Consider the following 25,057-nt stretch of genomic DNA (forward strand, 5'->3'; position numbering starts at 1 on the left):
ATGGGGCGCGTTCCCCATGCGCCGTCGTCGTCTGCGCAGGCAGGCGCACTGGACAGCAGGACAGCAGAACGAGCGAGGCTCGAGAGTAAGGGGTCACGATGGCCACGAACAGGCGGAGGGCGGCACGGCCCAAGGCGAGCAGCTGGGACAAGATCTCGGCACGGACGCCCGGCGAGACGCTGACGAACCGAGACGTCTACGACAACCAGCAGCTGGACCGCAGCAAGTTCATGACCCTGAGGTCGACCAGACCGGGCATCGTCGTCGCGGTGATTACCGGTGTGCTGGTGACGATCGTCACCTGGGTCTTCTACTCGCTCATCGCCACGGCGGTGCTGTCGGTGGGCACGTCCGTGGGTTCGGGCGTGCCCGGCAACGTCGCCGGCAAGCCGAGCGCGTACTACGTCCAGGACACCACGACGGGTGCGGGCGGCTCGGTCGTGAAGTGTTACCGGCCCCTGACCAAGGACGGCAACCCGGACGTGAAGGCGAAGTGTTACCCCAGCGCTGAGGCTGTTCCGGTCCCCAGCTGGTACACCGCGGCGAAGGACGGCAAGCCCAGCGCCGAGAGGCCGGCTGAGCCCGAGAAGAGCGCGACGACGGTCGGCGAGCATCTGGCCGACGTCTCGGGGTTCAAGCTTTTCATCACGCTCGGTTCGGGTCTGATGATCGCCCTCATCATCAGCACGTGGTTCTCGCGGAAGGTCGCCGCGGCGAACCTGATGAACACCACGAGCGACATCAACCAGCACCAGAACGACCAGCACATCTCCCTGCCGGAAGAGATCCAGCAGAACTACGACTGGTTCCCCGATGCCGGTGCTCACTCAAGCGTGCAGGTCAGCTCGATGCTCAGCCACATGATGCTCAAGAAGAAGGGCCTGGGCACCGTCGAGGTCGCCCAGCGCGCCAAGAAGGACGTCATCGACAAGGAGGGGAACCTCGTCTATTACGCCGGCGAGGTCATGGACGACGACGAGGGCAATCCGCTGACGCAGACCCTGCCGATCATCGAGGAAGACTTCGGCGACGAGTTGTTCGAGGCATCCGGTCTCCCTGATGACAAGACCCTGCGGCAGAAGTACGACACGACGCGGATCCCGTACAACCCTGACGGCAAGAACCGGGACAAGCTCGGCTTCGGGTCGGACACGTACAAGACCGTCGCTGACCTGATCAAGGAGGACTGGACGTTCCCGGCGTACGAGGTCCAGCGCCCGGCCGGGGCGTACGTGGTCGATACCGCGCCGGTGAACACCATGGTGCTGGCCATCACCCGAGCCGGTAAGGGCCAGACCTACATCGAGCCGGTCATCGACATGTGGTCGCGGGAGAAGAAGCCCTCGAACATGGTCATCAACGACCCCAAGGGCGAGTTGCTGGTGAAGAACTACGTGCCCCTGGTCACACGCGGGTTCGAGCCGGTGCAGTTCAACCTGATCAACTCCATGAAGACCGACATCTACAACCCCCTGGGGCTGGCGGCCGACGCGGCGCGTGAGGGCAACTTCACCAAGTGCGCACTGTATGTGGAGAACATCGCCGGAATCTTCTTTCCGCTCGACGGTGGCGAGGACCCGGTCTGGCCCAATGCCGCCAACAACGCCTTCAAGCGCGCGGCCTACGGACTCATCGACTTCTACCTGGAGGAGGAGCGGGAGCTGCGCAGCGCCGCAGCCGTACTGAATATGGACCCGGCGCTGCTGGAGCCGAAGCTCGATGACCTCTGGGGCAAGGTCACGCTCTACAACTGCTACCAGCTCTTCGTGCAGATGAGCTCGAAGAAGATCAAGAACCCTGAGGCCGAGCTGGAGAAGCGGGTCAAGGCCGGCGAGTTCGAGAACAACGAGGACGCCCTGGCCGAGGAGCAGGAGAAGGCGGCGGCCCAGGCCTTCATGTGGGAAGGCAAGGCCGATCAGGACATGCTCAGCCTGTACTTCAACGCGAGCGAGGAGCTACCCCGCAACAACATGCGCACGCTGGTGGGCAACGCCCACAACGCGCTGCGCTCGATGGCTGGCGCGGAGAAGATGCTGGCCTCGGTGTACGGCATCGCGATCACCGCCATGTCGTTCTTCACCGACCCCACGATCTCGACGCTGACCTCGGGCAAGCCCTCGCAGAACACCGATCTGGCCGGCCTGAGCTTCCCGCGTCGCCTCGGCGTGCGCTTCGCGCCGAACTACGTCAAGCGCGACCACCTCGTCGGTCAGCAGGCCGTGTGGTCGGCCTACGCGGACCCGATGTTCACCGAGAACCTGGGTGAGGACTTCGAGCACGAGGAGATCGTCGGCCGCGAAGGTTGGGCCCGGTACAACTTCAAGGGCAAGTTCCCTGACGACGAAGCCTGGCTCAAGCTGGAGCTGGTCAACCCGCAGACGAAGATGCTGGTGCGGACCTTCTACTTCAGCTTCACGAAGAACTACCAGGTCTCGCTCAACGGCCGGCACTACGTGGTCGAGCCGGTGACGGGCAAGAAGATCGTGAAGAACGGCGTGATCCGTGAGCTGAAGCCGGTGCGTGAGGGCGCCACCCGGGACGGGAAGATCCTTTCCTTCCAGCCCGGGGACACCCTCTACCCGGACACGCGACTCGACTTCTCCGGCGGCGGCAACCCGGAGAAAGTCTCGTACCAGGCACGGGCGATCACGCAGACACTGTCGCGCTACTCGGAGTCCCCCAAGGCGCTGTTCCTGGTGACTCCGCCCCACCTGATGAAGTACGCGAAGCTGATCCTGATCCTGATCAAGCAGCTGTTCGACGTGAGCGCCGACCAGGCGTACATGACGAAGTCGAACCAGAAGCCGCTCTACCGCACACGGTTCATGCTCGACGAGCTCGGCAACCTGCAGTCCGAGGGCAAAGGCATCGACGGCTTCGAGACGATGCTCTCCATCGGCCTGGGCCAGGAACAGCAGTTCACGCTCATCCTGCAGACCCTGCAGCAGCTGCGCGACGTCTACGGCGAGAGCGTCGACAAGATCGTGCAGGGCAACACCTCGAACATCGTCTTCTTGAAGTCCACGGACGATTCCATGATCGAGACACTGGAGAAGATGAGCGGCAAGACGCACCAGTCGTACCGGGACAGCAAGCAGATCAGCCAGGATCTCGACAAGGTCATCGGCGGCAAGACCGAGGGCCGGGTCTCCTACACGATGAGCACCAAGGAGGAGCCCCTGATCAGCTACAACGACATGGCCTTCCTCTCGCTGCGCAACTCGATCGTCTTCCGGGCCGGCGACGCGCCGATCTGGAACCGCAACCAGACGATCCTGCCGATGTCGTTCCGGCTGCTGGGGAACACGATCAAGCACCCGGGGCACACGTACTCGCTGCAGACGATCCCGACGCTGTCCAGTGCCCTGGACTTCGACGTCCGGATGAACCAGCCGGACTTCGTGAAGATGCTGGAGAAGCGCATGCGACAGGCAGTCAAGGCCGCAGACGCGAAGGCGCAGTACAAGGAGATCTACGCCTACCAGGAGGTCGACATCGAGCGCCTGGATCCCGATGTCTACGCCGACGAGGTCATGGAGGTCATCACGACGATGACCACGGTCGACAAGGGCCAGGACCCCAACGCGCCCGTGGTCGTCGACCCCGACGCGTACGAGGGGATGAGCATGTTCGACGAGGACCAGTTCATCGAGAACGTCGAGGTCGGGGTTGCGGTCGCCGAGAGTCAGGCGGTCAGCGCCGAGCGGCAGCGTCTCCTCTACGCCGAGGGGACGATCAGCAAGGAGATGCTGGTCAACCCCGACGGCTCGGCGAAGGTCAAGAGCCTGGACATCGAGATCGGCGAGGCCTACAAGTCGGCGCAGACCGAGTTGGAACAGGATCGCGAGCACTTCTCGGTCGGCGGCGACGGCGAACTGCGCAGCGCCGACGGGTCTCAGACGTACATCAGCCAGATCCGCTCGGACGCGTACGCCAATGCGGCCCGCCGGATCAACGGCCACGTGAACGACGAGGACTCGCGGGTGTTCGCGGAAGAGGACGTCACCGAGGAGGACCTGAAGTCCCTGGCGACGGTGAAGGTCCACTCGGCCTTCTACCAGTACCTGGCCTCACTGCCGAGCTGGGAGGTGCTGGCCGACGGCCGGTTCGACCGGGCCATGGCCATCGAGATGAACTCGAAGTAGCCGACGGCCACTTGGGAGCCAGCCAAGGATCACGACCAGTGCCGAGGTCGTCTCTCGGCTAAGGGAGACTACCTCGGCACTGACCTTTCCGAATGACCTCTCACATCCTTTCTATAGGCAAGGTAGTCTCTATGCATACTTATGTAACCCCGAGCTTCCACAGGAGGCTGATTAGCCATGAAGAAGGCGCACGGACTGCGCAGGTACTTCTACGAGTACGTCTACTACAAGGCAGTCGAGCAGGCCCGGGATCAGACCGGACAGGTCATTCCGATCTCCCAGGCCAAGGCGATCCGCGCCCGGGTCGACGAGATCCTCGGACAGCGGGCCACCGCACTGGCCGACCCGCGGCTGGGCGTCACGGACTGTCTCACCGCCATCGACCAGGCATTCGCGGAGAAGGTGTCCGACTACGAGCCGCAGTTCGGTGACCATTCCCCGCAGAACGAGAGCTACCAGCAGTCGCAGCGGGAGTTCACCCGTGCCACCGGCGTCGGTGCCCAGGCCGACCCGAAGACGGCCCGGCTGCCGATCAGCCCCTACGACCCCGACTGGTCCGAACGCGCGACCGTGAAGCGCGCCGGGACCGCGCTGGTGTACCTGCCGGACGAGACGATCGGGCGCGTGGCCGGCGGCGAGGTGGAGACCCTGTCCGATCCCCGGCGCGGGAACATGGTGCTCTGGCGCATCGACGACGAAGGCAAGCCCTTCGAAGCCGGCCGAGCGATGACGAACGATGACGCCGCTGGGCTCACCGCGCTGATGGACAAGATGAGCCAGCAGGAGTACGACCAGGTCCGCGAGTGGGTCGTCGACGGCGGCCGGGATCCCCAGACGAACCGTGTCGACCGCAACCGCTTCATGTCCCGGCGCGCCGTGGCACGCTCGGCAGCACTGCTCGAAGAGCTGAAGGCCCAGGGCGTGTCCTACGAGGTGATGCGCGACCGCGAGCCGGGGCAGATCAAGGCGAAGATCGCCGGAACCGGCATGGAGATCCGTCTCACCGACACGCGCCAGGAGGAGTACGCCGGAGCCCGGATCTATGACAACGGCACCGTGCTGCGCTACTCGACGAACTACCGGGTCCCCGGCGGCATGGCGGTCTACTCCCCCTCGCCGGCGGAGGCCGTTCAGCTGCTGCGCTTCGCCCAGGGCCACCGCGTCGAGCGCACGGATCTGCCGGGGCACGCCGCCGGCGAGACCGGCACGACGCACCAAGAGCGCGGCCGTGGCCGCACGCTGGTGGATGTGCCCGACAGCTACCACGTCGACCGGGAGTCGATGTTCGTGGTCGGCGACTACGTGGCGCCCGGCGAGTCCGGTCCCCGGCCCGGGTCGAAGGTGATGCTGCGCCGGGACGCGAAGAACCGCTCCCTGCCAACCTTCTTCATCGACGCCGAGCCCGCTGAGGCCTACGCGAAGGCCGCCGTCGAGAGCGCGCGGAAGAATCTGCAGGCAGCTCTTGGCGTCGAAGACCTGATCGCTCGTGCTGAGGCCGAGCTGGAGCGAACCGGCGGACAGCTGGATGCGATCGAGCCGCCGGAGTACTCGGCTGACTCTGAGGTCGCTGCGATCCAGCGCTCCTACTGGGACGTGCTCACCGGCGCGCACAGCGATCTGCTGCGCCCGGGGGCGACCGAAGAGATGTACCAGGAACGGCTGGAGGAGATCGGCGAGTTGCAGGCCGAGGAGGTGCCCGAGATGGGCAACCTCGTCTACGGCGGCACCGCCGTCGAGAAGGTCCGGCAGCACGCCGAAGACGTCCCCTTCGAACTCATCGGGACCTGGGAGGCGGAGCCCCACGACGTCGACGGCGAGTGGGTCGATCAGCGCTTCAACCCGGACCGGGTGGCGCGGTACATGACCAGCCCCACCGGGCAGTGGTCGAACCTCGACAACCTTGCCTCGGCGCTTCGTCGTTGCGGGATCTCCCCCGACGAGATGATGGGCTCGACCTTCCAGACGACCCGGTTCAAGGACCGGCTCGTCCGCTTCGACGCCGAGCGCTCCGTGCCGATCGCCGATCACGAATCTGCGTTCATGCGGCGCATCGGGGCCACCGTGCGCGAGAGCATCGAGCGCAACGCGGCGACGGTCTCCGAGATCCTGGTCGACGAGCAGGGCGTCATCCGCTGGAGCGGCGAAAAGCTGCGCCGTGACGGCAAGGGGAGTCCGATCTCGGGTGAGATCGGCCAGGTCTTCGATGTCGGCGAGTACGGCGAGATCACCACCGCCTTCGCCAGCGGGGATAACGCCCTGGTCGTGCCGGGCTACGAGGCCACGATCACGGCCCAGACTCCGGGCGAGGCTCCGACCTCGGTCGAGGAACGCACGCGCCTGCGCGGCTACGAGCAGCTCATGCACGAGCGCATCCAGTACCAGATCGCCGGCGACCTCATCGCCGGGCGCAGCGAGACCGGCGAGCCCTCCTCGCTCAACGCGGTCTACTCGCAGCTGTACGGCACGAAGCACCCGATCGACTTCATCGAGCGCGCCACCACGTACCAGCTCGACGAGTCCACCGGCGAAATCAAGGGGCACCTGGACGAGTGGACGGCCGCGATCCTGCAGACCGAGGCGCGCCGTGTGCGCTACTCCAACGAAATCAAGGCCGGCTCGACGATCTACGCCGAGTACCGGGCCCAGCGCGACCGAACTGACCCGGCTGACGACAACCGCTTCGACGCCTGGCGGCTCACCGGCGGACGGAACATGACGGTGCTCACCGGCAAAGACCGGAACAACGTCGCTGCCCCCAGCGGCTACTTCGACCCGGTGATGACCGGAGGCGCGACCAACCAGGGCATCGTGCGGTACCTGACCACTCAGGCCCAGGTCGGCGCCGACGGCCGGATCGTGCCGGGCGACGAGAGCGTGGCCGGACAGCGTGCGCCGCTCATGGCTCTCCCCGAGCTCGAGACGCTGCGGTACGACCCGTTCGACCGCCAGCAGATGACGGCCTCGACGATCATGCAGTCTTCTGAGGTCACCGTGCCGGCGAAGACGGCGCTGATGACCTTCGGCGGCTGGACGGCTGATGACCCGATCGTGGTGTCGAAGGAGTTCGCCGAGCGCCACCGCATCCGCGGGGCCGGCGGCCAGGAGCGCGATCTCGTCGTGGGCGACAAGATCTCGGATCTGCACGGCAACAAGGGCGTGATCTCGCTGATCGTCGACCGGGACATGCCGCTGCAGGACGCGCAGGAGCAGGATGTCGTCGAAGAGGTCAACTGGTTCCGGGCCAACCCGGGCCTGGACGTGGTGATGAGCCCGTTCAGCCTGATCTCCCGGCGCAACGCGGGCTCGGCGCGCGAGCTGATGAGCGGGAACGTCTCCGCCCTGCGCTCCCCCAACGGAGAACTGCGGCCGGGTGCCCTGGGCGAGATGCGCTTCGTGGTCACCCACATGGCCGTCGACGAGAAGACGAAGATCTACGACGACGAGCAGGTGCGTGCTGGCAAGGGCCGCAAGGCCTCCTCGCAGCTGGCCTGGGCGCTGCAGTCTCAGGACTGCCCGGCGATCATGCGCGAGTTCTACGGCCACAACAGCGGGTCCGAGTCGAACCTGCGCGAGTACCTGCTGGTGACCGGCATGGACATGGAGGCTGACGGCACGCTGCGGGTGGTCGGCCAGGCCGAGGTCCTCGACGAGCGCCCCGAGCGCCGGTTCATCCCGATGCCCGAGCTGCTGCGCACTCAGCCGCGCAAGGAGGGCCAGCTCCCGGGACTGAACACCACGGCGATGCGCAAGTCCTTCGGCGATCTCATCGGCGGCCGCGGCGGCGACATGGAGATCCCGTTCCCACTCACGTATCCGACCGGTGAGCAGACCGAGACGGTGAGCGCGAGCTCGTGGAAGCTGCCGGTGATGTCCTCGCATCTGCGCAGTGGCCAGGAGTTCGAGGACGGGTCCTCGGTCACGCACGACTACACCCGCAGCTACCAGGACGTCTTCGTCGATGCCTGCCGCTACCGCTACATGGCCGAGCAGCTGGATGGCCAGGGCCTGTCCGCGGAGAAGCGCTCCGAGGTGCGTCGCGGCATGAGCGAGTCGGTCTCGCGCGCTCAGCGCGCCTTCGAGGCGATCACGACCGACGTGCAGAACCGGGTGCTCACGGGCAAGAACAACATCTTCAAGACCGGGCTGATGGCCTCGCGGCTGACCGACTCGGCGACGATGGTGTGGACTGCGGACCCGCGGCTGGACGTCGACCAGGTTGCGCTGAGCTCGGTCAAGGCCGAGCAGCTGGGGCTGGCCGAGGGCGACCACGCGCTGGTGTGGCGTGACCCGGTGCTCCGTGATGCCGGCGTGCGCTACATGCGGGTCGCGATCGACGACCGACTCACCGGTGCCGCGATCAACCCCGTGATGGACGCCTGCTTCGACGGCGACTTCGACGGCGACGCGGTCGCCGTGGTAAAGCTGCACAGCGAGGCCGCCAAGGCGGAAGCCCTGGCGAAGCTCTTGGTGCCGGCCAACCTGCTGGACACCGGCGTGGTCAAGGACGACGGCTCGCACCCGCTGGCCATGCAGGTCTCGCTGGACACCCAGGTCGCGCTCTCCAAGGACGCCGGACTGGCCGAGGAGCTGGAGAGCTCGCGGAGCGAAGCGAACCGGCTCAGGCTGCAAGCGCTCACGGGCGCAGAGTCGCCTGAGGACATCAAGCTCGGCCAGCAGGTCGTGACGGAGGAGCTGAGCGCGCTGTACCGCCAGGCGCAGCGTGGAGAGTTCGGTGCGGCACTGACGTTCGCGGATCGCGCGGCGCACCTGCAGAGCGTGCGCGAGGTCTGTGTCGAGACCGGTGCCAAGGGCAGCGAGAAGAAGCTCGCCGACTACGCCCGGAACCTGGGTGATGCGCAGGGCACGCCCGGCATCACGCAGGCCGACCAGGAAGCCTCGATGTTCGCCACGGCGATCAAGGCTCACGGCACCGGCCTGGGCGGCTCGTTCAGCCAGCGCGCCGTGCGCGCGCTGCGCGGCGAAGACCTCAAGGCCGTCCTGGAGGTCACCTACCCGGTGACCCAGTCGATCCTGCAGGCCAAGCACGACGCCGCCGAGGCCCGGCACAAGTACGCGATGCTCCAGGGCCCCGGTCGCGAGCTCTGGAGGGGCCGCAGCATCGAACACGTCGGCCCCGGTCAGTGGCGCACGGCGTTCCTCGACGGTGAGCCGGTCCAGGCCACGGCCGAGGAGTGGGAGAAGCAGTTCATCGAGTTCTACGAGTCCAAGGAGGGCTTCGGCGTCATGGTCAACCCGGACTACGTGGCCCGCGTGGTCAGTGCGCTGGAGGACCCGGAGACCGGGCTCATCCGCAACCTCGAAGAGGACCCGTCGCTGCGGGGCACCGTGATGGACCGGATGGCCTACGGCGGTGGCTTCGAGGCGCTCGTGCAGGCGGCCAAGAACCGCGAGAGCGTCTACGACGGCGAGAAGAACGAGCAGTTCGCGTCCTCGGGGACCCGGAAGGCCCGGGCGGAGATGTCCCGGCAGCTCGATCAGCTGGGCTCCGCCGAGGCGCAGGGCCTGGACAGCGCTGCGATTGCCGTCGATGACTCGGTGGTCAAGCGCGACGTGATCTCTCAGGACGCGGGGGCCTCCCGCACCCGCGGCTCGCACCGCCGCTCTTCGCATGCCGTGGGCGTGGGCGCGTCGCGCCCGGTCTACACGCCGAGCATCGAGATCGATCAGCCGCAGGGCGACGACGACTACGGGGTGGGGTACTGAGGTGGCACAGCGCAAGGAACTGGGGACGGGCCCTACGGACCGCCCGCGTGCGGCCAAGGAGCTTCCGGTGGACGACGATCGGCAGCAGGCCGACGAGCCGCAGAGCAGCGCATACGCCTACTGGGACTCGCGTTCGGACGAGCCGATCGACGCCGAGGTGATCGACGAGCCCGGACCGGAGGACGCAGACGGTTCGCGCGCCTGGCGCGAGCGGCTCCAGGACCGTGCCCGTGGGTTCTTCGGCGCGAAGACCCAGGATCGGATGGCCGACCGCGAGCGCGTGCATGGGATCGACGTCGACCGGACCGAGGACGAGACCGAGGGCCTGGACCAGCGCGAGCAGCTGCTCAAGCTCCGGGCGGAGACACGGCTGGCCGGCGAAAAGTACATGGCCTCGCTGCGGGACTCGAAGCTGCTGGTGCCCGGCTTCAACGACGAGGAACGGACGCAGGAGCTCGGCGTCATGCACCACGTCTACATGCAGATGATGATGCAGTCGTGCCTCAAGCCGCTCTCGCGCGGAGTGAATGCCAACTCGATCATCCAGGCCGTCGGCATGGTGATGGCGATGCGGATGTTCGCCCCGGACTTCAAGAAGGAGATGGACAGCTACCTCCAGCCCCTCAAGGACAAGATCCAGGAGCGCATCGACACCAGGACCCGCGGCATGGTCGCATCTGCCGAGAACGGCATCGCGCACCGGCAGAGGATCTTCAAGGACGTGCCGAGCGACGCCCGGCGCGAGCGCCTCATCGGCAGCACCGATCCGCGTGACCACCTGACGAAGAAGTGGCGCAAGCGCTTCGACGCCATGCAGCACCGCGAGCGCGGCCACCGGGAGATGTTCACCCCGGACTCGGCAGCCATGACCGAGGTCGCACTCATGGAGAACGCCTTCTGGAAGATGCGTGAGCCGGGCGCGGACGCTGGCCTGATCCGCGACAGCTACCGGGCGATGCGCAAGCGGCTGCACGAGCAGATGAGTGAAGACGGCCTGGAGCGCCAGGAGGTCGTCCAGCGCGCGCGAATGATCATCGGCGAGCGGATGGAGTACGAGCCCGAGCTGCGCACGATGTTCAACGGCGTGGCCCACGGCCGGATCGTCAAGGCCCCCGCGCACGAGGAGCGGATCACAGGCTCGGACCGGGTCCGCACGGTCTGGAGCGGGGAGTTCGACGACCATCTGGGCCAGCGTCTGCCCGAGGACGGGATGTTCACGCTGCGCCGGCCCATGGACGCGGACGCCCACCAGGTCCAGCTCGCCGAGACGATGAAGACCTCGATGCTCGACGCGCTGGGCCGCGGCGACCAAGAGGGCTACGGGGGCAACATGCTCGGCTACCTGGTCGGCTTCGCGGCACAGAAGCAGGGCCTGGACACCAGCGGGCTGCCCGACATGCTCCAGCACCGCCTGGACCAGTCCGAGGTCATGATCGCGAGCATTGACATCGACGGCCTGCCGCCCGAGGAGCAGCAGCGAGTTTACTCCAACGCTTACGTCGACGCGATGGAGGCGGTGAACGAGAAGTACCCGGATCTTGAGGCTGAGCTGAAGCTGAGCCTCGGGGAGAACTGGCAGCAGACGCTGCAGACGGCGGTCGACGACCCGGGTGCCTTCTTCGAGGAGCAGCGGCTCAGGCCGCGGTCGCGCCCTACGGGTCCGTCGTCCGAGCAGGAGGCCGGCCCGCAGAACGACCGCCCGAACGCTGAGGCCGATTCCGAGGACTACCAGCCCGCCTGAGGGCGATCCGAGAACACGAACAAGGAGCAGGAGGAAGGGCCATGAGCCAGGAACAGAACGAGGGACAGCAGGTCAGGTTCGGCTCGCGTTTCGCGCGGATGTTCGGCTACGTCACGCCGGAGGACAGGAGCCGATGGGAGCAGCAGCGGGCCCAGAACAAGCCGCACGTCAACGCGACCAAGCAGGGCGCGAAGTCGGCGCTGGGCTCGATGATGGAGTTCGGGGAACGCAACATCGGCGCGAAGCTCGACGCGGCCCACCGCGTGGCGGCGCAGCAGCGGTTCGAGCAGTCCCACAACAAGGTCGTGAACCAGCGCCGCGATCCGAACACGCGGAACATCATCGAGTCGGTCGACTACGAGCCCAAGGACGACCGGGAGGAGATCGAGCCGGACCTGGAGCTTTAGTCAAATGAGTCGCGATAAGCGTATCTAATGCACTCGATAAGCCCGCCCCTCCTTCTCGACTCATGACTATCTTCGATAGACTGGTCTCTCAGCGAAACCGCGGCATGACGGACGACAGGACAGGGTGTGGGTATGGAGACGACGACGAATCCGCGTGTCAGTAAGCGCGCGTTCATCTCTCGGGTCGCGACTCGCAGCGGGTTGCCGATCCGGGTGGTGAACAAGGTGTACGAGTCGTTGCTCGGCGAACTCAGGGGCGCGGTCAGCTGCGGAGAGACGGTCGTGCTCACGAGCTTCGGCCGTTTCTACCGACAGGACCACAAGGGCCACAAGGTGCGCTTCGGCAAGAGCGACGTCGACGACTACGTGGTGCTGAAGTTCTCCGCATCGAGCAGCTTCAACCGCCGGCTCGGCGGCGAGGACGAGATCTCACCGGAGACCTACGGGATGATCGAGGATGCCGACGAGTTCGAGAACGTCGTTGAGGATCGTGAGCTACGGGCCGCATCGTAGGCAACGAGGAGCCAGCAGAAAAAGAGAACCCCCGCGATGCACAGGCATCACGGGGGTTTTCTTTATGGCGGGACGAGCCCAGTTGCGAGGCTCAGCCGTCGGCGATGGCAAAGATCAGTACAAGCACGATGACCGGGACGATGAGCACGCCAGCCCCGGCGAGGAGGTGCTCCCACCCCAGCGGCGAGTTGATCCAGCCCATGAAGTTGTTCCACAGGCCGGCGACGGTGCTCGTGATCGAGGCGAAGAAGCCGGTGACCCATCCGACGATGACCGCCAGACTGACGCCGCCGATCAGACCGAGAGCGGTGATGGCACGAGCGCCCTTGAACATGGTCCCGAACATGACGCCCCGTCCTACTCCCGGTCCTCGAAGAGCAGGTAGTACAGCCCGATGTGCGGGATGACGAGGGCCGCCAGCGCGATCCAGGCCCGCCCCGGGTCCTCGACCACCCAGCCGATGAAGTCCTTGACGGGTCCGACGTAGGCCAGTACGGGGACGAACACCTCAATGCGGAAGATGATGTGGAAGATGCCGTAGGCCATGCCGAGGGCGATTGCCAGTCCGATGCCGCGCCGTACGAAGAGGGCGGAACGAGGACCGATCCGCCGACGGCGTCCCATGGCTGCGCTGGACTGGAGCTCGGCATCAGGAGCAACCACCTGGGCCGCTGGCTCGTAGTCACACATCGCCACCATCTCACTCTTATCAAATCACCATTACCTCCATTCTACGAGAAGTCTTCAATGGTCAGCTGAATAGGGGATGCTAGGTCACTCGAACTGGAGGTCTGGCTCGTTCATGGATGGCGTGTCGAAGCTGCCGATCGAGCGCCGTCGAGGTCGCGAGGGACTCGCGATCGGCTCGCGCTGCGCGGCCAGCTCGGCGAGAGTGAAGCCCACGGGGCGGCCCAGGCGCTGGCCGGCCATGTAGTAGGCTGCCCGTTCGCGCGTTCACCCAGGGCGATGACCTCGCGGGTGACGGGCTCGCCCGGGCGCTGGGGCGCGCGCTCCCGCCAGACGATCCGGTGCGAGGGCTTCGTATTCGGATCCGCGCCGACATACGTGGTCTCGCAATCAGAGAGGTCGGGATAACTGGGCATGCACTCCAGCGGGTGTGTGCTCGGCGCGCCCTGCTTGATCCGGCCCAGCTGGTTGAGAGCCACGCGCAGGAGCCGGTCCTCCGGTCCATGAGGGTGCATCACCGCGGCGTCGTGGAGCGTCTGGAGGTCCTGCTTGAGACCGATGGTCGGCAGGAGGCGGATGGGAGGCTGACGCTCACTCATCACGCTTCTCCTGCTGGGCAGCACGATGCTCATCCGCCCACTGCTGACCGAGCGGGCCGAGGCTCTCGGCGAGCTCTTCGATGGTCATGCTCGCCTCGCCGGAGGCGTCCGACTCCTGGATGCGGCGGGAGAGTTCGGCCTGGAACGCAGCCTCAGCGTGGACGTGGGCCGCGTGGTCGTACTTCATGAGGCGCACGAACGCGGCGAAGGGGATGATCGCGGCCTCGGGCTTGTTGTCGTCGCCGAAAATCAGCGGCGTGATCTCGCCGCGGCGATAGAGGTTCAGCATCGTGACGAGGTCCTCGCGCCTGAGCTGGTCGGTCGGGACGACATTGACGGAGAACTTCGGGAGCGCGGCGTCGGGAGCGCCGTTGTCGTGAGCGTTGCTGTTGTGAGTCATAGCTTCAGCCTAATCAGTCGGGAATAGCTTGTCATCGACTCGCATACGACGATTCTCGTCGAGTCGATAAGGGCGTCAAATTGTGGATCGCTCCGTCTCTGAGAGGCGAGACGGGCAAGAGAAAGAGGAGACCCGTGCTCCAGCCCCGCACGGTGCGGAGCCGAAGCACGGGCCCTGATGGATGGACGGTCGCGACGAGCGCCGCGGACAGAACCTCGTCATCCAGGTCGGCAGTCCCGGCCGGGGGTAGGAGTCAGGGGCGGGCGGCCTGCTCGTCGCGGACGGCCATGGGCAGCATGGCGGCGGCCTGCGACCGATAGTCCTCCAGGGCCTGGCCGAACGTCCCGGCCGCGGTGATCCAGCCGTACCGGGCGGAGTGCAGGCGCCCGGCCCGGAACGTGTAGCCGGTCAGCCGGCCGTGCTCGGTGCGCTCGGCCTGGAACGCCTCCGCGTGCGGGTGCGTGCCGGTCACGCGCGCCCGGGCCTGGTCCTCGGTTATCTCATCCGGCTGCGGGCGGTCGCACAGGCCGCATAGGCGGGTGTTGGGCACGCCGTCGACCGCCTCGTCCACCTCCATGACCACGTACACGCAGCACCACCGGCACGGCACGTCGACGCGGCGCACGCGGCGGCGGTACTCCAGCCGGTCCTCCAGGGTGAAGCGGAGCGGTCCGGTGCTGACGCCGTCCAGGACCAGCCACACGTGGGCGTTCGTGGTCTCGTCCACCTGGAGGTTCTTGACCTTCATCGCCTGGCCGTCGACCACCACCAGGTCGCCGTCCTTGGCGTGGCAGGCCAGGCCCCGGGGGCGCAGCGGGTTGTTGAAGACGGCCGTGGTGTCGCGCATGGTCAACTCCTCGCGGCTGCCGCGGCCGGGGCGGCAGCTCCCCGGGCACCCCAACGTGACGCCCTGCTGGCGGTCGTGCTCGGCGAGGCGGCCGGAGGGCAGCAGGGGCGCGGTGTGGTCGTCGTAGCCACACAGGCCGCGCGGGCCGTCGTAGTCAGCGGGTCCGTGGAACGGCACGGCCAGGCGGCGGCGCAGCTCGGCGGCGGCGGCCTGGGTCACCCGGCTGTTCGTGCCGGTGTACGCCTCGGCGCGCAGGACCGCGCGGCAGCCCTCAGGCTTCCATTCCTGGTCGACCTGCTCGGCGACGGCCAGCACCTGTGCGGCGGGCACGCCCAGTTCGCCGGCGATCTCGGCAACCTCCACGGGCCACGCCTGGGCCACGGCGTCCATGGCGGCGTCCAGGTCGTGGTGGAACCCGACCTTGCCGTCGCGGCGCTCGGCGTAGGGGGCCCAGGCGGCGTAACGGCCGCGGCGCATGCGGGCGCCCTCGTCGTGGACGGTGCCCAGGAAGGTGCCGCCGCGGACGACCGCCCAGCGGCCCGGGCCGTCCTCCTTGAGCTTGACGGTGTCCTGGTCCAGGGCGGCGGCCATGCGCTCCAGGGTCTCGGTGGGCTCGGCGGTCACCAGGGCGATGTGCTCGGCCATGGGTGCTTCGTCCAGGCCGGTGCGGCGGGCGAGGCGGGCGGCCTGCTCGGCCTGCCACCGGTACTCGCTGCCGTCGCCCAGGCTGACGACGTTCCGGGTGGACACCCAGCGGTAGCGGGCGTGGGAGCCGTAGCCGGTGCGGAACGTCCAGGCGATGCGCTCGCCGTCCGGCTGGTCGACTGGCTGGAACGTGTGGGCGGTGGTGTGGCTGGAGAGCACCAGGGTGCGCGCGGCGACCTCCGTCACCAGCTCCTGGCGGCGCGCCTCCTGGTCCTGGTCGGCGCGGTGGAGGACGTGGGGGGCGACGAGGTCGGCGTCACCGTCGTCCCAGCGCACGGCCTGGTAGGCGTACACGTTCGGCAGTCCGCTCCCGGCCATGCCGAACGTGGTGCCGGTGCGCTCGGTGTCCTTGGCGCGCATGACCACGCGGGTGCCGTCTGCGTAGTAGGTCAGCTCCGGGTCGAACATGGTCGGTGCGGTGACGGTGTCGGCGTCCAGGGGGCGCACGCGCTGCTCGATGTCGGCGACCTTGGCGGCCTGGACGGCCTCGGCCGGGGCGGCCGAGGCCTGCTCGGTGGCGTCAGCGGTGGGGGCCTCGGTCTCGGCCGGCGGCTCGGTAGCCAGGACTTCCACGGCGCGCTTGCAGAGGCCGCACGCCTTGCGGTCGGCGGCCTCCTGGGCGGTCAGCTCCCGGGACACTGGTCGACCGCAGCCGATGGTGTGGGAGTGGAACGCGTCCTTGCGGACGTAGTGCACGGCCTTGCCATTGCCGACCTGGGCTGGGGCGGTGGTGATCGCGGACATGGCGCGGTTCTCCTAGTGGGTACTGAAAGCAAAGGGGTGCAGGGCGCGCATGGTTCGTGTGGCGCGCGGGCCATAAGCGCTGCGGCGAGGCCCCCTCGGGCGCTCTCCTAGGCCACGCGCGCCCTGCCGTTTCGGTGTTCGGGGTCAGTCGGTGAGGTCGACGGCGAGGTCCGCGCCTTCGTCGGGGCGCAGCAGCCCGGCGAGAGTGCCGAGCGCGGCGGACAGGACATCGTCGTCCAGGTCGACGGTCGCAGGTCCGCCCTCGTCCTCGTGCTTGTCCTCGTCGTCGTCTTCGTCTTCGTCTTCGTGCAGCTCCACGTCGTGGAGGCGGTAGTCGGCATGGCCCATGCCCAGCTTGGAGTCATAGGCCGCGAAGACGGCATGCGTGTAGCGGGGGCCGTCGGCCGGCGTGAGCAAGCGGACCCGGCGGGCGATCGTGTCGCGCAGGGCGGCTTCCTCGGCCTCGGCGACGGTCTCCCGCAGCTCGGTCAGCATCACCGGGCCCACGGCGTCCAGGAGTGCCCGCAGGGCGGTCTTGCGGGCCCGTGCGCGGGCGTAGTCGGTGGCGACCTGGGCGCAGCACTGCTCGCGCCAGCACACGCAGCGGTGGCAGTCGAGGCAGTTCTGGGCCCGGTCGCAGCCGCACCGGCAGTCGAAGGGGCGGCAGTAGGCACCGTGTTCCGTCTTCGGTGCGGCGGGGATGGCGGCCAGGGAGCGGGATATCTCGGTGAAGTCGCGGTTCTCGTCCACGAGATCGGCGGCCAGAACCTGGCCGTCTTTACGGAGCTCCCCCGCAAGGTCATCGCAGGTCTGGCGCCGGACCACGAGGGCGTACGCCTCGACCTGCGCACCGATCAGCAGCGGGGGCAGAGGCCGGTCCGCAGGCGGCGCGGCGGCAGGCGGGACAGCTTGCGGCCTGCCGGTGACGAGTGCCAGCGACGCGCCGATCAACTCGGGATCCGGGCGCGGGTCCTCCCGCCAGCGCAGGATCGAGCAGCCGGACACCGACCCTTCGTCGATCTCATGCAATGTCGGCTCCTGCGCCCACGCTCGGTCCTGCCAGCCGTCCGGTGGCGGCGTGGCCCCGCCGCGGTCGTTGTCAGGCCAGGTGACGCGCACGGCGCGCTCGGCGATGTCGGCGGTGAACACCTTGGTCCGTTCGGTCATCGGTGTGCTCCGGGTGTGTGGTAGGTGCTAATGCTTGCTGCCCAGCCGGCGAGAGTGGCGAAGTCGTCCTCCGCCAGGGAAGAGGAGCGGGCGCGGCATTGGTGCCGCGCCCCACCCGGCGGCGGGTGCGGTCTCACAGCAGCGTGTCCCGCTCGTCTTCCTCCCAGCGCGGCGGGCAGAGTTCGGTCAGGGCGTCAAGGGCCGCAGTCGTCTCGGGGCTGTCGCCGAGATCGAAGGTGCACAGCTCGCTGCCGTCCTCGGCCACGAGACGGACGCCCGTGCCGTCCCAGAACGGCCCGCGCTTGCCGTCCACGGCCCAAAACCGTGCCAGAACCGCCACCATGGGGTACACCGGGTGCAGGTAGGCCGGATGACGGCGGATCTTGTCGGCCAGGACTTCTTCCCACGCGGTCTCGGCGGCATCCCGCGTCTGCCGCCACCGCTGAATGAGATCATCCGCCGTACGGCGGCGCGCCATGTGCCATAGGGCCAGGTGGATCTCTGTTCCCAGAAGGGCAGGGCCCCGGGCGGCGAGCCACTCCCGGACGGTCATGGCGGCCGGTGCTTCGGCGAGCAGTTCGGCGCGGTAGCTCGTGCTTGACGGCGTGGTCGGAGGGAACTTGCGCACGACGGAGACCAGGAGTGGCACGAGGGTGCTGAACGGGCCTGCGGCGTGCTGTGTTCCGTGCAGGGAGGCGAGACGGACAGGGTCCTCCGGCAGGGTTCCGGCCTCGCCGCACTTGCGGCATGCCCAGGTCCAGCCGACGACGGGAGCGTGGATGATCTGGCCGTCCTGGATGATCCAGTCGAAGCGGTGGGCCGGGCTGTGCTCGTGGGAGGCGAAATCGGCGTCGAACAGTTCGTCAGGCACAGTGAGTTCAGACATCGGTGGGCTCCCCTCGGCTGGTAGTGGGCCCAGGCAGCGCCGGGGCATCGAATGACGAGGTTTCGATGGAGGGCTCTGCACCCGTCAGCCGGACAACCTCCAGGACATGGGCCTCGATGTCGGCGCGGGCCTGGGCGACGACCTGCTCGCCGGCCTCCACGAGCGAGTCGACGGTGAACTGGGCGTTGATGCCCGCACCGGCGACGGCGTTCTCCAGTGCGCTGAGTGCTTCCTTGGTGGCCCTCACGCCCTTCTTCTCGTGGATCGCCTCGTGCAGTGCCGCTGTGGCGGCACTGACACAGGCGTACATCCGGTCGGTGACCTCGCGGACCTCCCGCAGGTTCTCGGCTGTGCGGGGCTGATGTGGGACCTCGGGCACGAAGGGGTCGTTCTCGGTACGCCGGATGGTCACCGGCACGCCGCTGCCGAGACCCATGGAGGACACGAGCGAGCCCCACTGGGCGAGGCTCATCTCGATCTCCACGAGCTCTCGGCCCGGGTGTACCCAGTCGTGGCTGAGGTCGCGCTTGCGCGTGGCCTCGTAGACTGAGAGCGAGATGGTCTCGTTGTGGAGCAGGTCGGACTGGAACAGCGAACGACCTCCGCCACTCCTCCGCGTCACGACCGCGACGCCGAAGGCGGGGTGGATCTCATCGCCCTGCGCTGCGTCAATCACTGGGTCCTGGACAGGACGGCGGCTCATGACTGCACCGCCTCGGTCGTCGGGTGGCTGCTCCGCCGTCGCGGACGGCCGAGCGCGCGGAAGCCGCGCACCAGGAAGCCGAAGACGCGGCTGCTGAGGCGCGTGGACTCCGGTAGGGCAGCCTGCTGGGCCTGGTGCTCGCGGTAGAGCCGCACGGCCAGGTCGATGCCGTAGCAGGTGAACAGGAAGTGGATGTCGTAGTTGCGCAGGTCCCACTTCCAGGTGTCCTCGCCGAAGGTCTCGGAGTTCTCGTGTAGCCACTGGCGCGCCTCGTGTTCGGAGCCGACGTACGTCCGGGCCTCGTCGAGGATCGCGGCAGCGCGTTCGGCCGGGGACTCCCGCTCGATGGCAATACCGGCAAGTCCGTTCCAGTCGTGCTCCTTGGCAAGCCGATCGAACTGCTCGTCCGAAAGGTCGTCGGCGCTCCAGAGTCGGTCCACAGCAGCCGCGGCGGCGTCGCGGCGCTGACGCGCGAGCGTCGTGTGGGAACTCGAGTCGAAGTGCGTCACTCTGGCCTCGGCCACCCAGTGTGTCTTCAGGAGCTCCAGCTGTGCTGCCTCGTCGAGCCCGCGCAGCTCATGGAGCTGCTTCAGCAGCGTGAGCTGCCGCTCGTGGAATGCCTGTGCCTCGTCGCCGATCTCCTCGTGCTCCGCCAGGTGCTCACGCACCAGTTGCAGGAATACGTCAGCGTCATACCTCTTCACCTCGTGCGAACGGCCGCCGCAGAGCTTCTCGGCCCAGTAGCGCACGTCGATGCTCGGCGCGCCGTCGGAGTAGTAGTCGCGGTACCTCCTGGAGACGCTAAGGAAGTCGATCATGTCCAGTTCGCGGGTGAACATGTAGCCGTCGGCGATGTCGCCGGAGGTGGCCAGGTGCCCCGGCCAGGTGGTGATGTCCCAGGACCACGTGCGCGTGCCGGGTTTCTGGATCCTCAGATGGCGGTAGAGACCCTCGTTGTGGAGCACCACGAGCTGGTGCTCGGCGGTTTCGCGCAGGAAGTCCGCGTAGGCGTGGGCGTAGGGGTTGGTCGGCTTGGTCATGATGAGTGTGCTGCGCTTTCTCTGACGTGCGGTGGGATGTTGTGGGAAGACGGCGAGCACGACGGCATGACGAAGCCGGGGCCTCCGTGGAACGGAGACCCCGGCTTGCCGTACGGGGCTCAGCTGACCAGCACGCTCTGCTTCTCCTGGGCCGGGAGCGTGGCGGGGACGGCGTCGGCCACTTCCTTCGCGGGGGTGTCGAGCGGCATCTCGCGCTCGTACCCGTGGCTCCATGAGAAGTCCTGGAACTCCGCGGTGTCGGTGAGCGTGGTCGCCTCGATGGGATACAAGCCGTCCGGGGGCCAGGCGTTCACGGTGGCGCTGTGAAACTGGCAGCACCGCACCATGCCCGCCGGCGCAGCGGCTGGGTACTCGTCGTCGGGCCGCCGGATTTCGACGAGGTGGACCGGGCGCTCGGTGCTGTCTGCGGGCGCCAGGTGCGGGAGAGGGGCGTCAACGGTCGTCATCCAGGGGCTCCAGGACGTCGGCCGCCGTGATGTCGCCCCGGATCAGCAGGAGGGCGACAGCGTGGGCCCGGTCGTGCGTGCCGGTCTTCTTGTAGATGCGCCGCAGGTGGGTCTTGTCCTCGGAGAGGAACAGGTCCACGCCGGTCTTCGCGTTGGACATGCCGCGCGCCACGCGGACGATGACCTGCTTCTCGCGGCCGGTGAGCGGGTGCGTCAGCGAGGGCGGGAGCATCCCCAGGTCGCGCAGATGGCCGCGCCTGCCCCGGTGGAACGCCGCCTCCAAGTGGGGCATGACGGCTCGCAGGTAGGTGGCGACGACGGTGCGCTGCGACAGCCAGGCCGCCCGCGTCTTCTCTGTGGCGTCGGCCAGGTCATGGGTCAGTTCCTCGCGCCAGGTCGGGGGGGCGCGTCTCGGTGGGTTGGGCTAAGGACATATCAGCGCTCCTTGCGCTTACGGAATTTCGAGAATTGCTGGCCGCGCGGAGCATCGGGTCGGCCAGGGCTTGGGCCGCCTCGGGGCGGCAGTTGGGACACGGGCGCGTCGTCTGGTGGGTGACGGGCTGGCCGTCCGGGGTACGGGGTCGGCCGTCGGCGCCCCGCTCGGGCTCCTGCTCGTCGGTGTCGATCCAGCCCGCCACGCACGGAGGCTCGTGCGTGCACTTGCACTCGGCCCACGGGCACGGTGCCCGGCCAGCCGAAGTGGTGCTCTGCGGGCGGCGGGGCCGCTGGAGGCCGGGGCTGCGGACGTAGTCGGGGACGTCGCTCACCACAGCACCTCGTCCACTCCGCGGTCGTTGACCGAGGCGCCGGGGTCGTCGACCGTGCGCGACTGCCGCTCGAACGTCGGCGGCCCTTCCAGCTCGCACCGCAAGGTGCCGAGCGTCACGGGCTTGCCCGGCTCGGCGAGGGCCTTGAGGGCGCGGGTGATGCGCGGTTCGAAGCATGCAACGCCTTCGGCTTCAGGAACCGAGCCAACCAGCGCCTGCGCTCACGCTGTGCGATCACCCGTCGCAGTCGACGGGAGGCGCACCCCTGCTAGTCGGTATCCGCCGGCGGGGCAGCGGCACGATAGCTGGTGCGCGTGCCGGTGCGTGGCCGGAGTCCGGGCGCGCCTCAGCCGGGCTAGACGGGGGCCGAGGCCGGTTTCACGCTTCCTCGGCGTCCCAGGCCGTACGCGATGCGGAACGGCTCGGGCATGTCCCAGGACCCATCGGTCCTGGGGTGCACGACGCCAGCGGCAGTGAGTTCTTCGAGGAGGTCGTGGTAGCGGGCCAGGTGCCGCATGCCGCCGGGGTACGGGTCCGCCGCACGGGAGCCGAGACGGCGAAGACGGTCTGGCAGGCACGCGTGGTCCCACTGGGCGATGACCTGGTCGGATTCGATCGGCAGCTGCTGCCCGGCCAGCGGAGCGAGTGCCGCCCGCACCCACGGCATGGCCTGCTCGACCTCTGCGGCGCGCGCACGCGCTCCCTCCGGCACGCCCCGGCGGATGTCCCGGTGGTGAAGGGCGCGCGGGTGGTCGGGGTGCTCGTCCAGGGCGTGGCGCACGGCCTGCCTCAGTGTGATGAGGAACGGGCGCGGGCTGAGTCCGCCGACGCCGTCCTGGAGATGCGTAAGCATGAATCGGTACGTGGAGCCCTTGCGGGCGGTCGCGCCCATGTACGGGTCCGCGATCACGGTGAAGAGGCGTTCCTGCGCGGCGGGATCGGAGGTCAGTTGCTTGGGGGCGCTGAAGCGGCCGTCGGGGGTGAGCCTCCAGCCCGGGGTCAGAGAACGGAAGGCGGCGGCACCTTCACTGGGGTGGTTCGCCAGGAGCTGGAAGAACAGCCCGTAGAGGTGTGTTCCGGTCACCCGGCCCCAGTCGTCCGGCGTGCTCCAGTTCAAGTCGGCCGTACGCAGAGCACGTCGGGCCTCGGACGTGAGCGCCCACAGGGCCGCGTCGAGGGTGTCGGGGCGTATAAAGACCTTCGCTCTCACGCGCGGCCCGAGGCGGGCCAGGTCGGCAGCGAGCTGGAGGACTCCGGAGGCGAGGCGATCCGTAATGCGCTGATCGGGGTGGAGCCGGTCCAGGCTGTCGAAGACAACCAGATGAGTGCGGCCCTGCGAGTTCAGGTCGGCCACGGCCTGGCGCAGGGCGGCGGGGTTACGCAGCAACCACTGCCCGCGGTCGCGCCAGCTGGGCAGGTGTGTGAGGTCACAGACGCCCAGGGCGGTCAGGGCGACAGCGGTCCACACCGTCACGGGGCGGATTCCTTCGCCGAGCAGTGCCTCCAGCTCCGGCGCGGCCGGATAGCCGTCGTTGTCTCCTGCGGCTCCAGAGGCGGAGATCACCCGGGTATCCCCCAGGCGCGGCATCTTCAAGTCATGGGCGGCTGCCGCACGGAGGTCAGGGTCGGTCAGGGCCCGGGCCAACAACGTCTTGCCGACTCCGGGGCCGCCGCGGACCACGCTGCTGTCGATGAACAGCGCGGGGCGGCAGCCGGGCGTGTAGAGCATGGAGGCCGGCAGCGTGGCGGCGTCGCGGGTCAGCGCTGTGGTGAGCGCGTCATGTATGAGCGTGCGCAAGTGGCCGGGGGTGGGGAGCGTCATCACAGGGTCGTCCTTCCAGGAGGGGCGGGCGGCACGCGGGCGTGGTGGTCGCCAGCGGGCGATCAGTCGTAATCCGTCTCGGACAGCCGTTGGGAGCAGCCCTCCCGCAAGAACCAGCCGCGCACGTTGGCGTCGTCAACCTGGGGTGCCGCATCCCGTGTCGGTCGCGGGTGCGTTGTGAAGTCAGTCGTAGTTGGTGGCGAGCGGGATCAGTACGACTGTTTCGCCGCCTTGGTCGTCCCATTCGACGGAGCCGGTCTGCTCCAGTTCCACAGCTGCGGCATACAGGTCGTCCGGGGTCACGTGGCGAGTGGTCATGAGCGCGGACATGCGTCGGGGTGGTTGTCACTGGCACACCGGCCCCGGATTTCCCGTCCCTGATGGCCTCGATTCCGGCGGATTCTCCGGCCCTGGTGGCTCGCCCTGAAGCTCCGGGTCATCGCACACCACTTGCTCGTGCCAGGAGGTGCCCTTGTCGGTGGGCTCCCTGGTCCGCTTCAGGTAGCCGAACTCCTCCAACGGCGGCCTGGGGGTCTCGTATCCGGCCTCTTCGAGGTGGTGCTTGAGCTGGTTGACCAGGTGCTGCAGGTCGTGGGTCGTGCCTGTCACTGTCAGCCCTCGATCTCCTCTTCGCCGGCCTTGCCGATCTCTTCGTCGATGTACGCCGAGAGGAACTTGCTCGACAGCAGGTCGAAGCCGTGCCGCTCTGACCAGCGCTTGAGGTACTTGACGGGCTCAGCGTTGCCGGGTTCGTCACGCACCTTGCCGATGGCCTCGGCGATCCACTTGAGGGTGTCCGTGCCGGGCCACTCCGGCGAGGTGCCCAGGCCGAGCGCGATCGCGTCGACCACGTCGGTGTCAGTGAGTGGCGTGCTGGCCCCGCGGCTGTTCGCGCGGGAGAGCGGCTGCTCGTAGTCCGGGATGAAGCCCATGCCGAGGAGCACGCTCTCGGGCAGCTTGTAGGCGTCCCAGATCGCTTGGGTCGCGTTCGTGGGGGTGTCGCCGTTGGAGGGCCCGCCGGAGATGTAGAGCCTGTAGTCGGCGACCGTGAGGAAGGTCGTCTCCCGGGAGTCGAGGGCCTCTTCGAGGTTGTTGATGATGACGAGACCGGCACGCCGGGCGTACTCGATGAGCACTTCGCCGTTCTCGTCGACGAGGTCGGACTCGCCGTCCAGATCCGGCAGCAGCTCCTCCAGTTCAGCCTCAGGCTCGTCGAAGGTGAAGAGCGAGGCGTCTGTGATCTCTTCGAGCAGCTGACGGCCTCGGTCGAAGTTCGGCGGTTCGGTGCTTTCGGCCGGGAAGGCGATGGTGGCGGTGAGCATGCTCGCGCCCATGATGATCTGCTCCTTCAGTATGGGAGAATTAGTGGGTCGGATCAGTCCTGCATCCAGCCGAGGACGTCGTCGACGTCCTGGTCGCAACTGGCCTTGATCGCCTGGCGCGGGGTCGCGCCGGGGTTTTCGAGGTAGTGCAGCGCGGCGCTGTCGATGAGGTTGACCGCGTCACATACCTGCTCGTTCTCAAGCGCGAGATCGCTCACGTCGCTGGCGGCTCGGCTCACGGCGTCGCTGATGCGCTCCTGGAAGAGAGCCTTCGTGCTGGCTGAGCCGTCGAGGCCGTCGCTGAGGGACCATCCGGCGACCGCCCGCGCACCACCGCTCGCGCGGGCCTTGGGCCCGTCGGTGAACACCCG

At 67.9% G+C, this 25,057-nt stretch carries 22 protein-coding genes; 5 read left to right on the top strand and 17 right to left on the bottom strand.

The window, feature by feature from the left end; translation table 11 throughout:
• Window positions 1-98: 98 nt before the first annotated feature.
• The 5 genes from ACFC02_RS23300 (at window position 99) to ACFC02_RS23320 (ending at window position 12,530) form a co-directional block, all read left to right on the top strand.
• Window positions 99-4,145, top strand: coding sequence for a type IV secretory system conjugative DNA transfer family protein (locus ACFC02_RS23300; protein ID WP_376360486.1), 4,047 nt, complete (start codon window positions 99-101; stop codon window positions 4,143-4,145).
• A gap of 177 nt (window positions 4,146-4,322) precedes the next feature.
• Complete coding sequence (locus ACFC02_RS23305) at window positions 4,323-9,869, top strand: hypothetical protein (protein ID WP_376360489.1); 5,547 nt, start codon at window positions 4,323-4,325, stop codon at window positions 9,867-9,869.
• A 67-nt stretch (window positions 9,870-9,936) separates the two neighbouring features.
• Window positions 9,937-11,610, top strand: coding sequence for a hypothetical protein (locus tag ACFC02_RS23310; protein WP_376360491.1), 1,674 nt, complete (start codon window positions 9,937-9,939; stop codon window positions 11,608-11,610).
• A gap of 41 nt (window positions 11,611-11,651) precedes the next feature.
• On the top strand, window positions 11,652-12,017 hold the full coding sequence (locus tag ACFC02_RS23315) for a hypothetical protein (protein WP_376360494.1): 366 nt from the start codon (window positions 11,652-11,654) through the stop codon (window positions 12,015-12,017).
• Between the two features lie 132 nt (window positions 12,018-12,149).
• Entirely contained in the window at window positions 12,150-12,530 is a 381-nt protein-coding gene (locus ACFC02_RS23320; protein WP_376360497.1) for an HU family DNA-binding protein, read from the top strand.
• A 91-nt stretch (window positions 12,531-12,621) separates the two neighbouring features.
• On the opposite strand, the gene ACFC02_RS23325 is transcribed toward ACFC02_RS23320, so the two are convergent.
• The 17 genes from ACFC02_RS23325 to ACFC02_RS23405 form a co-directional block, all read right to left on the bottom strand.
• Window positions 12,622-12,876, bottom strand: a complete 255-nt coding sequence (locus ACFC02_RS23325; protein ID WP_376360499.1) for a hypothetical protein — start codon at window positions 12,874-12,876, stop codon at window positions 12,622-12,624.
• An 11-nt stretch (window positions 12,877-12,887) separates the two neighbouring features.
• A complete protein-coding gene (locus ACFC02_RS23330) occupies window positions 12,888-13,154 on the bottom strand; it encodes a hypothetical protein (RefSeq protein ID WP_376360502.1) in 267 nt (88 codons plus the stop codon).
• Between the two features lie 176 nt (window positions 13,155-13,330).
• A complete protein-coding gene (locus ACFC02_RS23335) occupies window positions 13,331-13,849 on the bottom strand; it encodes a hypothetical protein (protein ID WP_376360505.1) in 519 nt (172 codons plus the stop codon).
• Window positions 13,809-14,216 (bottom strand): hypothetical protein, encoded by a 408-nt coding sequence (locus tag ACFC02_RS23340; RefSeq protein WP_376360508.1) that lies wholly within the window; start codon window positions 14,214-14,216, stop codon window positions 13,809-13,811. Before ACFC02_RS23340 ends, ACFC02_RS23335 begins: the two co-directional genes overlap by 41 nt.
• Window positions 14,217-14,469: 253 nt before the next feature.
• Window positions 14,470-16,512 (bottom strand): hypothetical protein, encoded by a 2,043-nt coding sequence (locus tag ACFC02_RS23345; protein WP_376360511.1) that lies wholly within the window; start codon window positions 16,510-16,512, stop codon window positions 14,470-14,472.
• 144 nt (window positions 16,513-16,656) lie between these two features.
• Window positions 16,657-17,679, bottom strand: coding sequence for a hypothetical protein (locus tag ACFC02_RS23350; RefSeq protein WP_376360514.1), 1,023 nt, complete (start codon window positions 17,677-17,679; stop codon window positions 16,657-16,659).
• A gap of 133 nt (window positions 17,680-17,812) precedes the next feature.
• A complete protein-coding gene (locus tag ACFC02_RS23355; protein ID WP_376360517.1) occupies window positions 17,813-18,565 on the bottom strand; it encodes a hypothetical protein in 753 nt (250 codons plus the stop codon).
• Window positions 18,558-19,241 carry a hypothetical protein gene (locus ACFC02_RS23360; protein WP_376360520.1) on the bottom strand — a complete coding sequence of 228 codons (684 nt, stop codon included), beginning with the start codon at window positions 19,239-19,241 and terminating at the stop codon, window positions 18,558-18,560. The genes ACFC02_RS23355 and ACFC02_RS23360 overlap by 8 nt, the downstream gene beginning before the upstream one ends.
• A 23-nt stretch (window positions 19,242-19,264) precedes the next feature.
• Window positions 19,265-20,308 carry a hypothetical protein gene (locus ACFC02_RS23365; protein WP_376360523.1) on the bottom strand — a complete coding sequence of 348 codons (1,044 nt, stop codon included), beginning with the start codon at window positions 20,306-20,308 and terminating at the stop codon, window positions 19,265-19,267.
• 119 nt (window positions 20,309-20,427) lie between these two features.
• Window positions 20,428-20,775 (bottom strand): hypothetical protein, encoded by a 348-nt coding sequence (locus ACFC02_RS23370; RefSeq protein WP_376360526.1) that lies wholly within the window; start codon window positions 20,773-20,775, stop codon window positions 20,428-20,430.
• A complete protein-coding gene (locus ACFC02_RS23375; RefSeq protein WP_376360528.1) occupies window positions 20,762-21,067 on the bottom strand; it encodes a helix-turn-helix transcriptional regulator in 306 nt (101 codons plus the stop codon). The genes ACFC02_RS23370 and ACFC02_RS23375 overlap by 14 nt, the downstream gene beginning before the upstream one ends.
• 471 nt (window positions 21,068-21,538) lie before the next feature.
• Entirely contained in the window at window positions 21,539-21,661 is a 123-nt protein-coding gene (locus ACFC02_RS23380; protein ID WP_376360531.1) for a hypothetical protein, read from the bottom strand.
• A gap of 236 nt (window positions 21,662-21,897) precedes the next feature.
• A complete protein-coding gene (locus tag ACFC02_RS23385; protein WP_376360534.1) occupies window positions 21,898-23,364 on the bottom strand; it encodes a hypothetical protein in 1,467 nt (488 codons plus the stop codon).
• Between the two features lie 183 nt (window positions 23,365-23,547).
• Window positions 23,548-23,682 (bottom strand): hypothetical protein, encoded by a 135-nt coding sequence (locus ACFC02_RS23390; RefSeq protein WP_376360537.1) that lies wholly within the window; start codon window positions 23,680-23,682, stop codon window positions 23,548-23,550.
• Between the two features lie 27 nt (window positions 23,683-23,709).
• On the bottom strand, window positions 23,710-23,973 hold the full coding sequence (locus ACFC02_RS23395) for a hypothetical protein (protein WP_376360540.1): 264 nt from the start codon (window positions 23,971-23,973) through the stop codon (window positions 23,710-23,712).
• Window positions 23,974-23,975: 2 nt separating this feature from the next.
• The gene (locus ACFC02_RS23400) at window positions 23,976-24,698 is read right to left on the bottom strand and encodes a hypothetical protein (RefSeq protein WP_376360543.1); all 723 of its coding nucleotides are present in this window, start codon (window positions 24,696-24,698) and stop codon (window positions 23,976-23,978) included.
• 41 nt (window positions 24,699-24,739) lie between these two features.
• Window positions 24,740-25,054, bottom strand: a complete 315-nt coding sequence (locus ACFC02_RS23405; RefSeq protein ID WP_376360546.1) for a hypothetical protein — start codon at window positions 25,052-25,054, stop codon at window positions 24,740-24,742.
• Window positions 25,055-25,057 lie beyond the last annotated feature (3 nt).

This window comes from Streptomyces sp. NPDC056160, from assembly GCF_042268205.1.
Taxonomy (GTDB): Bacteria; Actinomycetota; Actinomycetes; order Streptomycetales; family Streptomycetaceae; genus Streptomyces.

Bases quoted from the DNA above. Each gene is read 5' to 3' on its own strand.
- ACFC02_RS23300 (WP_376360486.1), top strand. From the start codon at position 99: ATGGCCACGAACAGGCGGAGGGCGGCACGGCCCAAGGCGAGCAGCTGG.
- ACFC02_RS23305 (WP_376360489.1), top strand. From the start codon at position 4,323: ATGAAGAAGGCGCACGGACTGCGCAGGTACTTCTACGAGTACGTCTAC.
- ACFC02_RS23315 (WP_376360494.1), top strand. From the start codon at position 11,652: ATGAGCCAGGAACAGAACGAGGGACAGCAGGTCAGGTTCGGCTCGCGT.
- ACFC02_RS23320 (WP_376360497.1), top strand. From the start codon at position 12,150: ATGGAGACGACGACGAATCCGCGTGTCAGTAAGCGCGCGTTCATCTCT.
- ACFC02_RS23325 (WP_376360499.1), bottom strand. From the start codon at position 12,876: ATGTTCGGGACCATGTTCAAGGGCGCTCGTGCCATCACCGCTCTCGGT.
- ACFC02_RS23330 (WP_376360502.1), bottom strand. From the start codon at position 13,154: ATGGGACGCCGTCGGCGGATCGGTCCTCGTTCCGCCCTCTTCGTACGG.
- ACFC02_RS23335 (WP_376360505.1), bottom strand. From the start codon at position 13,849: ATGAGCATCGTGCTGCCCAGCAGGAGAAGCGTGATGAGTGAGCGTCAG.
- ACFC02_RS23340 (WP_376360508.1), bottom strand. From the start codon at position 14,216: ATGACTCACAACAGCAACGCTCACGACAACGGCGCTCCCGACGCCGCG.
- ACFC02_RS23345 (WP_376360511.1), bottom strand. From the start codon at position 16,512: ATGTCCGCGATCACCACCGCCCCAGCCCAGGTCGGCAATGGCAAGGCC.
- ACFC02_RS23350 (WP_376360514.1), bottom strand. From the start codon at position 17,679: ATGACCGAACGGACCAAGGTGTTCACCGCCGACATCGCCGAGCGCGCC.
- ACFC02_RS23355 (WP_376360517.1), bottom strand. From the start codon at position 18,565: ATGTCTGAACTCACTGTGCCTGACGAACTGTTCGACGCCGATTTCGCC.
- ACFC02_RS23365 (WP_376360523.1), bottom strand. From the start codon at position 20,308: ATGACCAAGCCGACCAACCCCTACGCCCACGCCTACGCGGACTTCCTG.
- ACFC02_RS23370 (WP_376360526.1), bottom strand. From the start codon at position 20,775: ATGACGACCGTTGACGCCCCTCTCCCGCACCTGGCGCCCGCAGACAGC.
- ACFC02_RS23375 (WP_376360528.1), bottom strand. From the start codon at position 21,067: ATGCCCCACTTGGAGGCGGCGTTCCACCGGGGCAGGCGCGGCCATCTG.
- ACFC02_RS23385 (WP_376360534.1), bottom strand. From the start codon at position 23,364: ATGACGCTCCCCACCCCCGGCCACTTGCGCACGCTCATACATGACGCG.
- ACFC02_RS23390 (WP_376360537.1), bottom strand. From the start codon at position 23,682: ATGACCACTCGCCACGTGACCCCGGACGACCTGTATGCCGCAGCTGTG.
- ACFC02_RS23400 (WP_376360543.1), bottom strand. From the start codon at position 24,698: ATGGGCGCGAGCATGCTCACCGCCACCATCGCCTTCCCGGCCGAAAGC.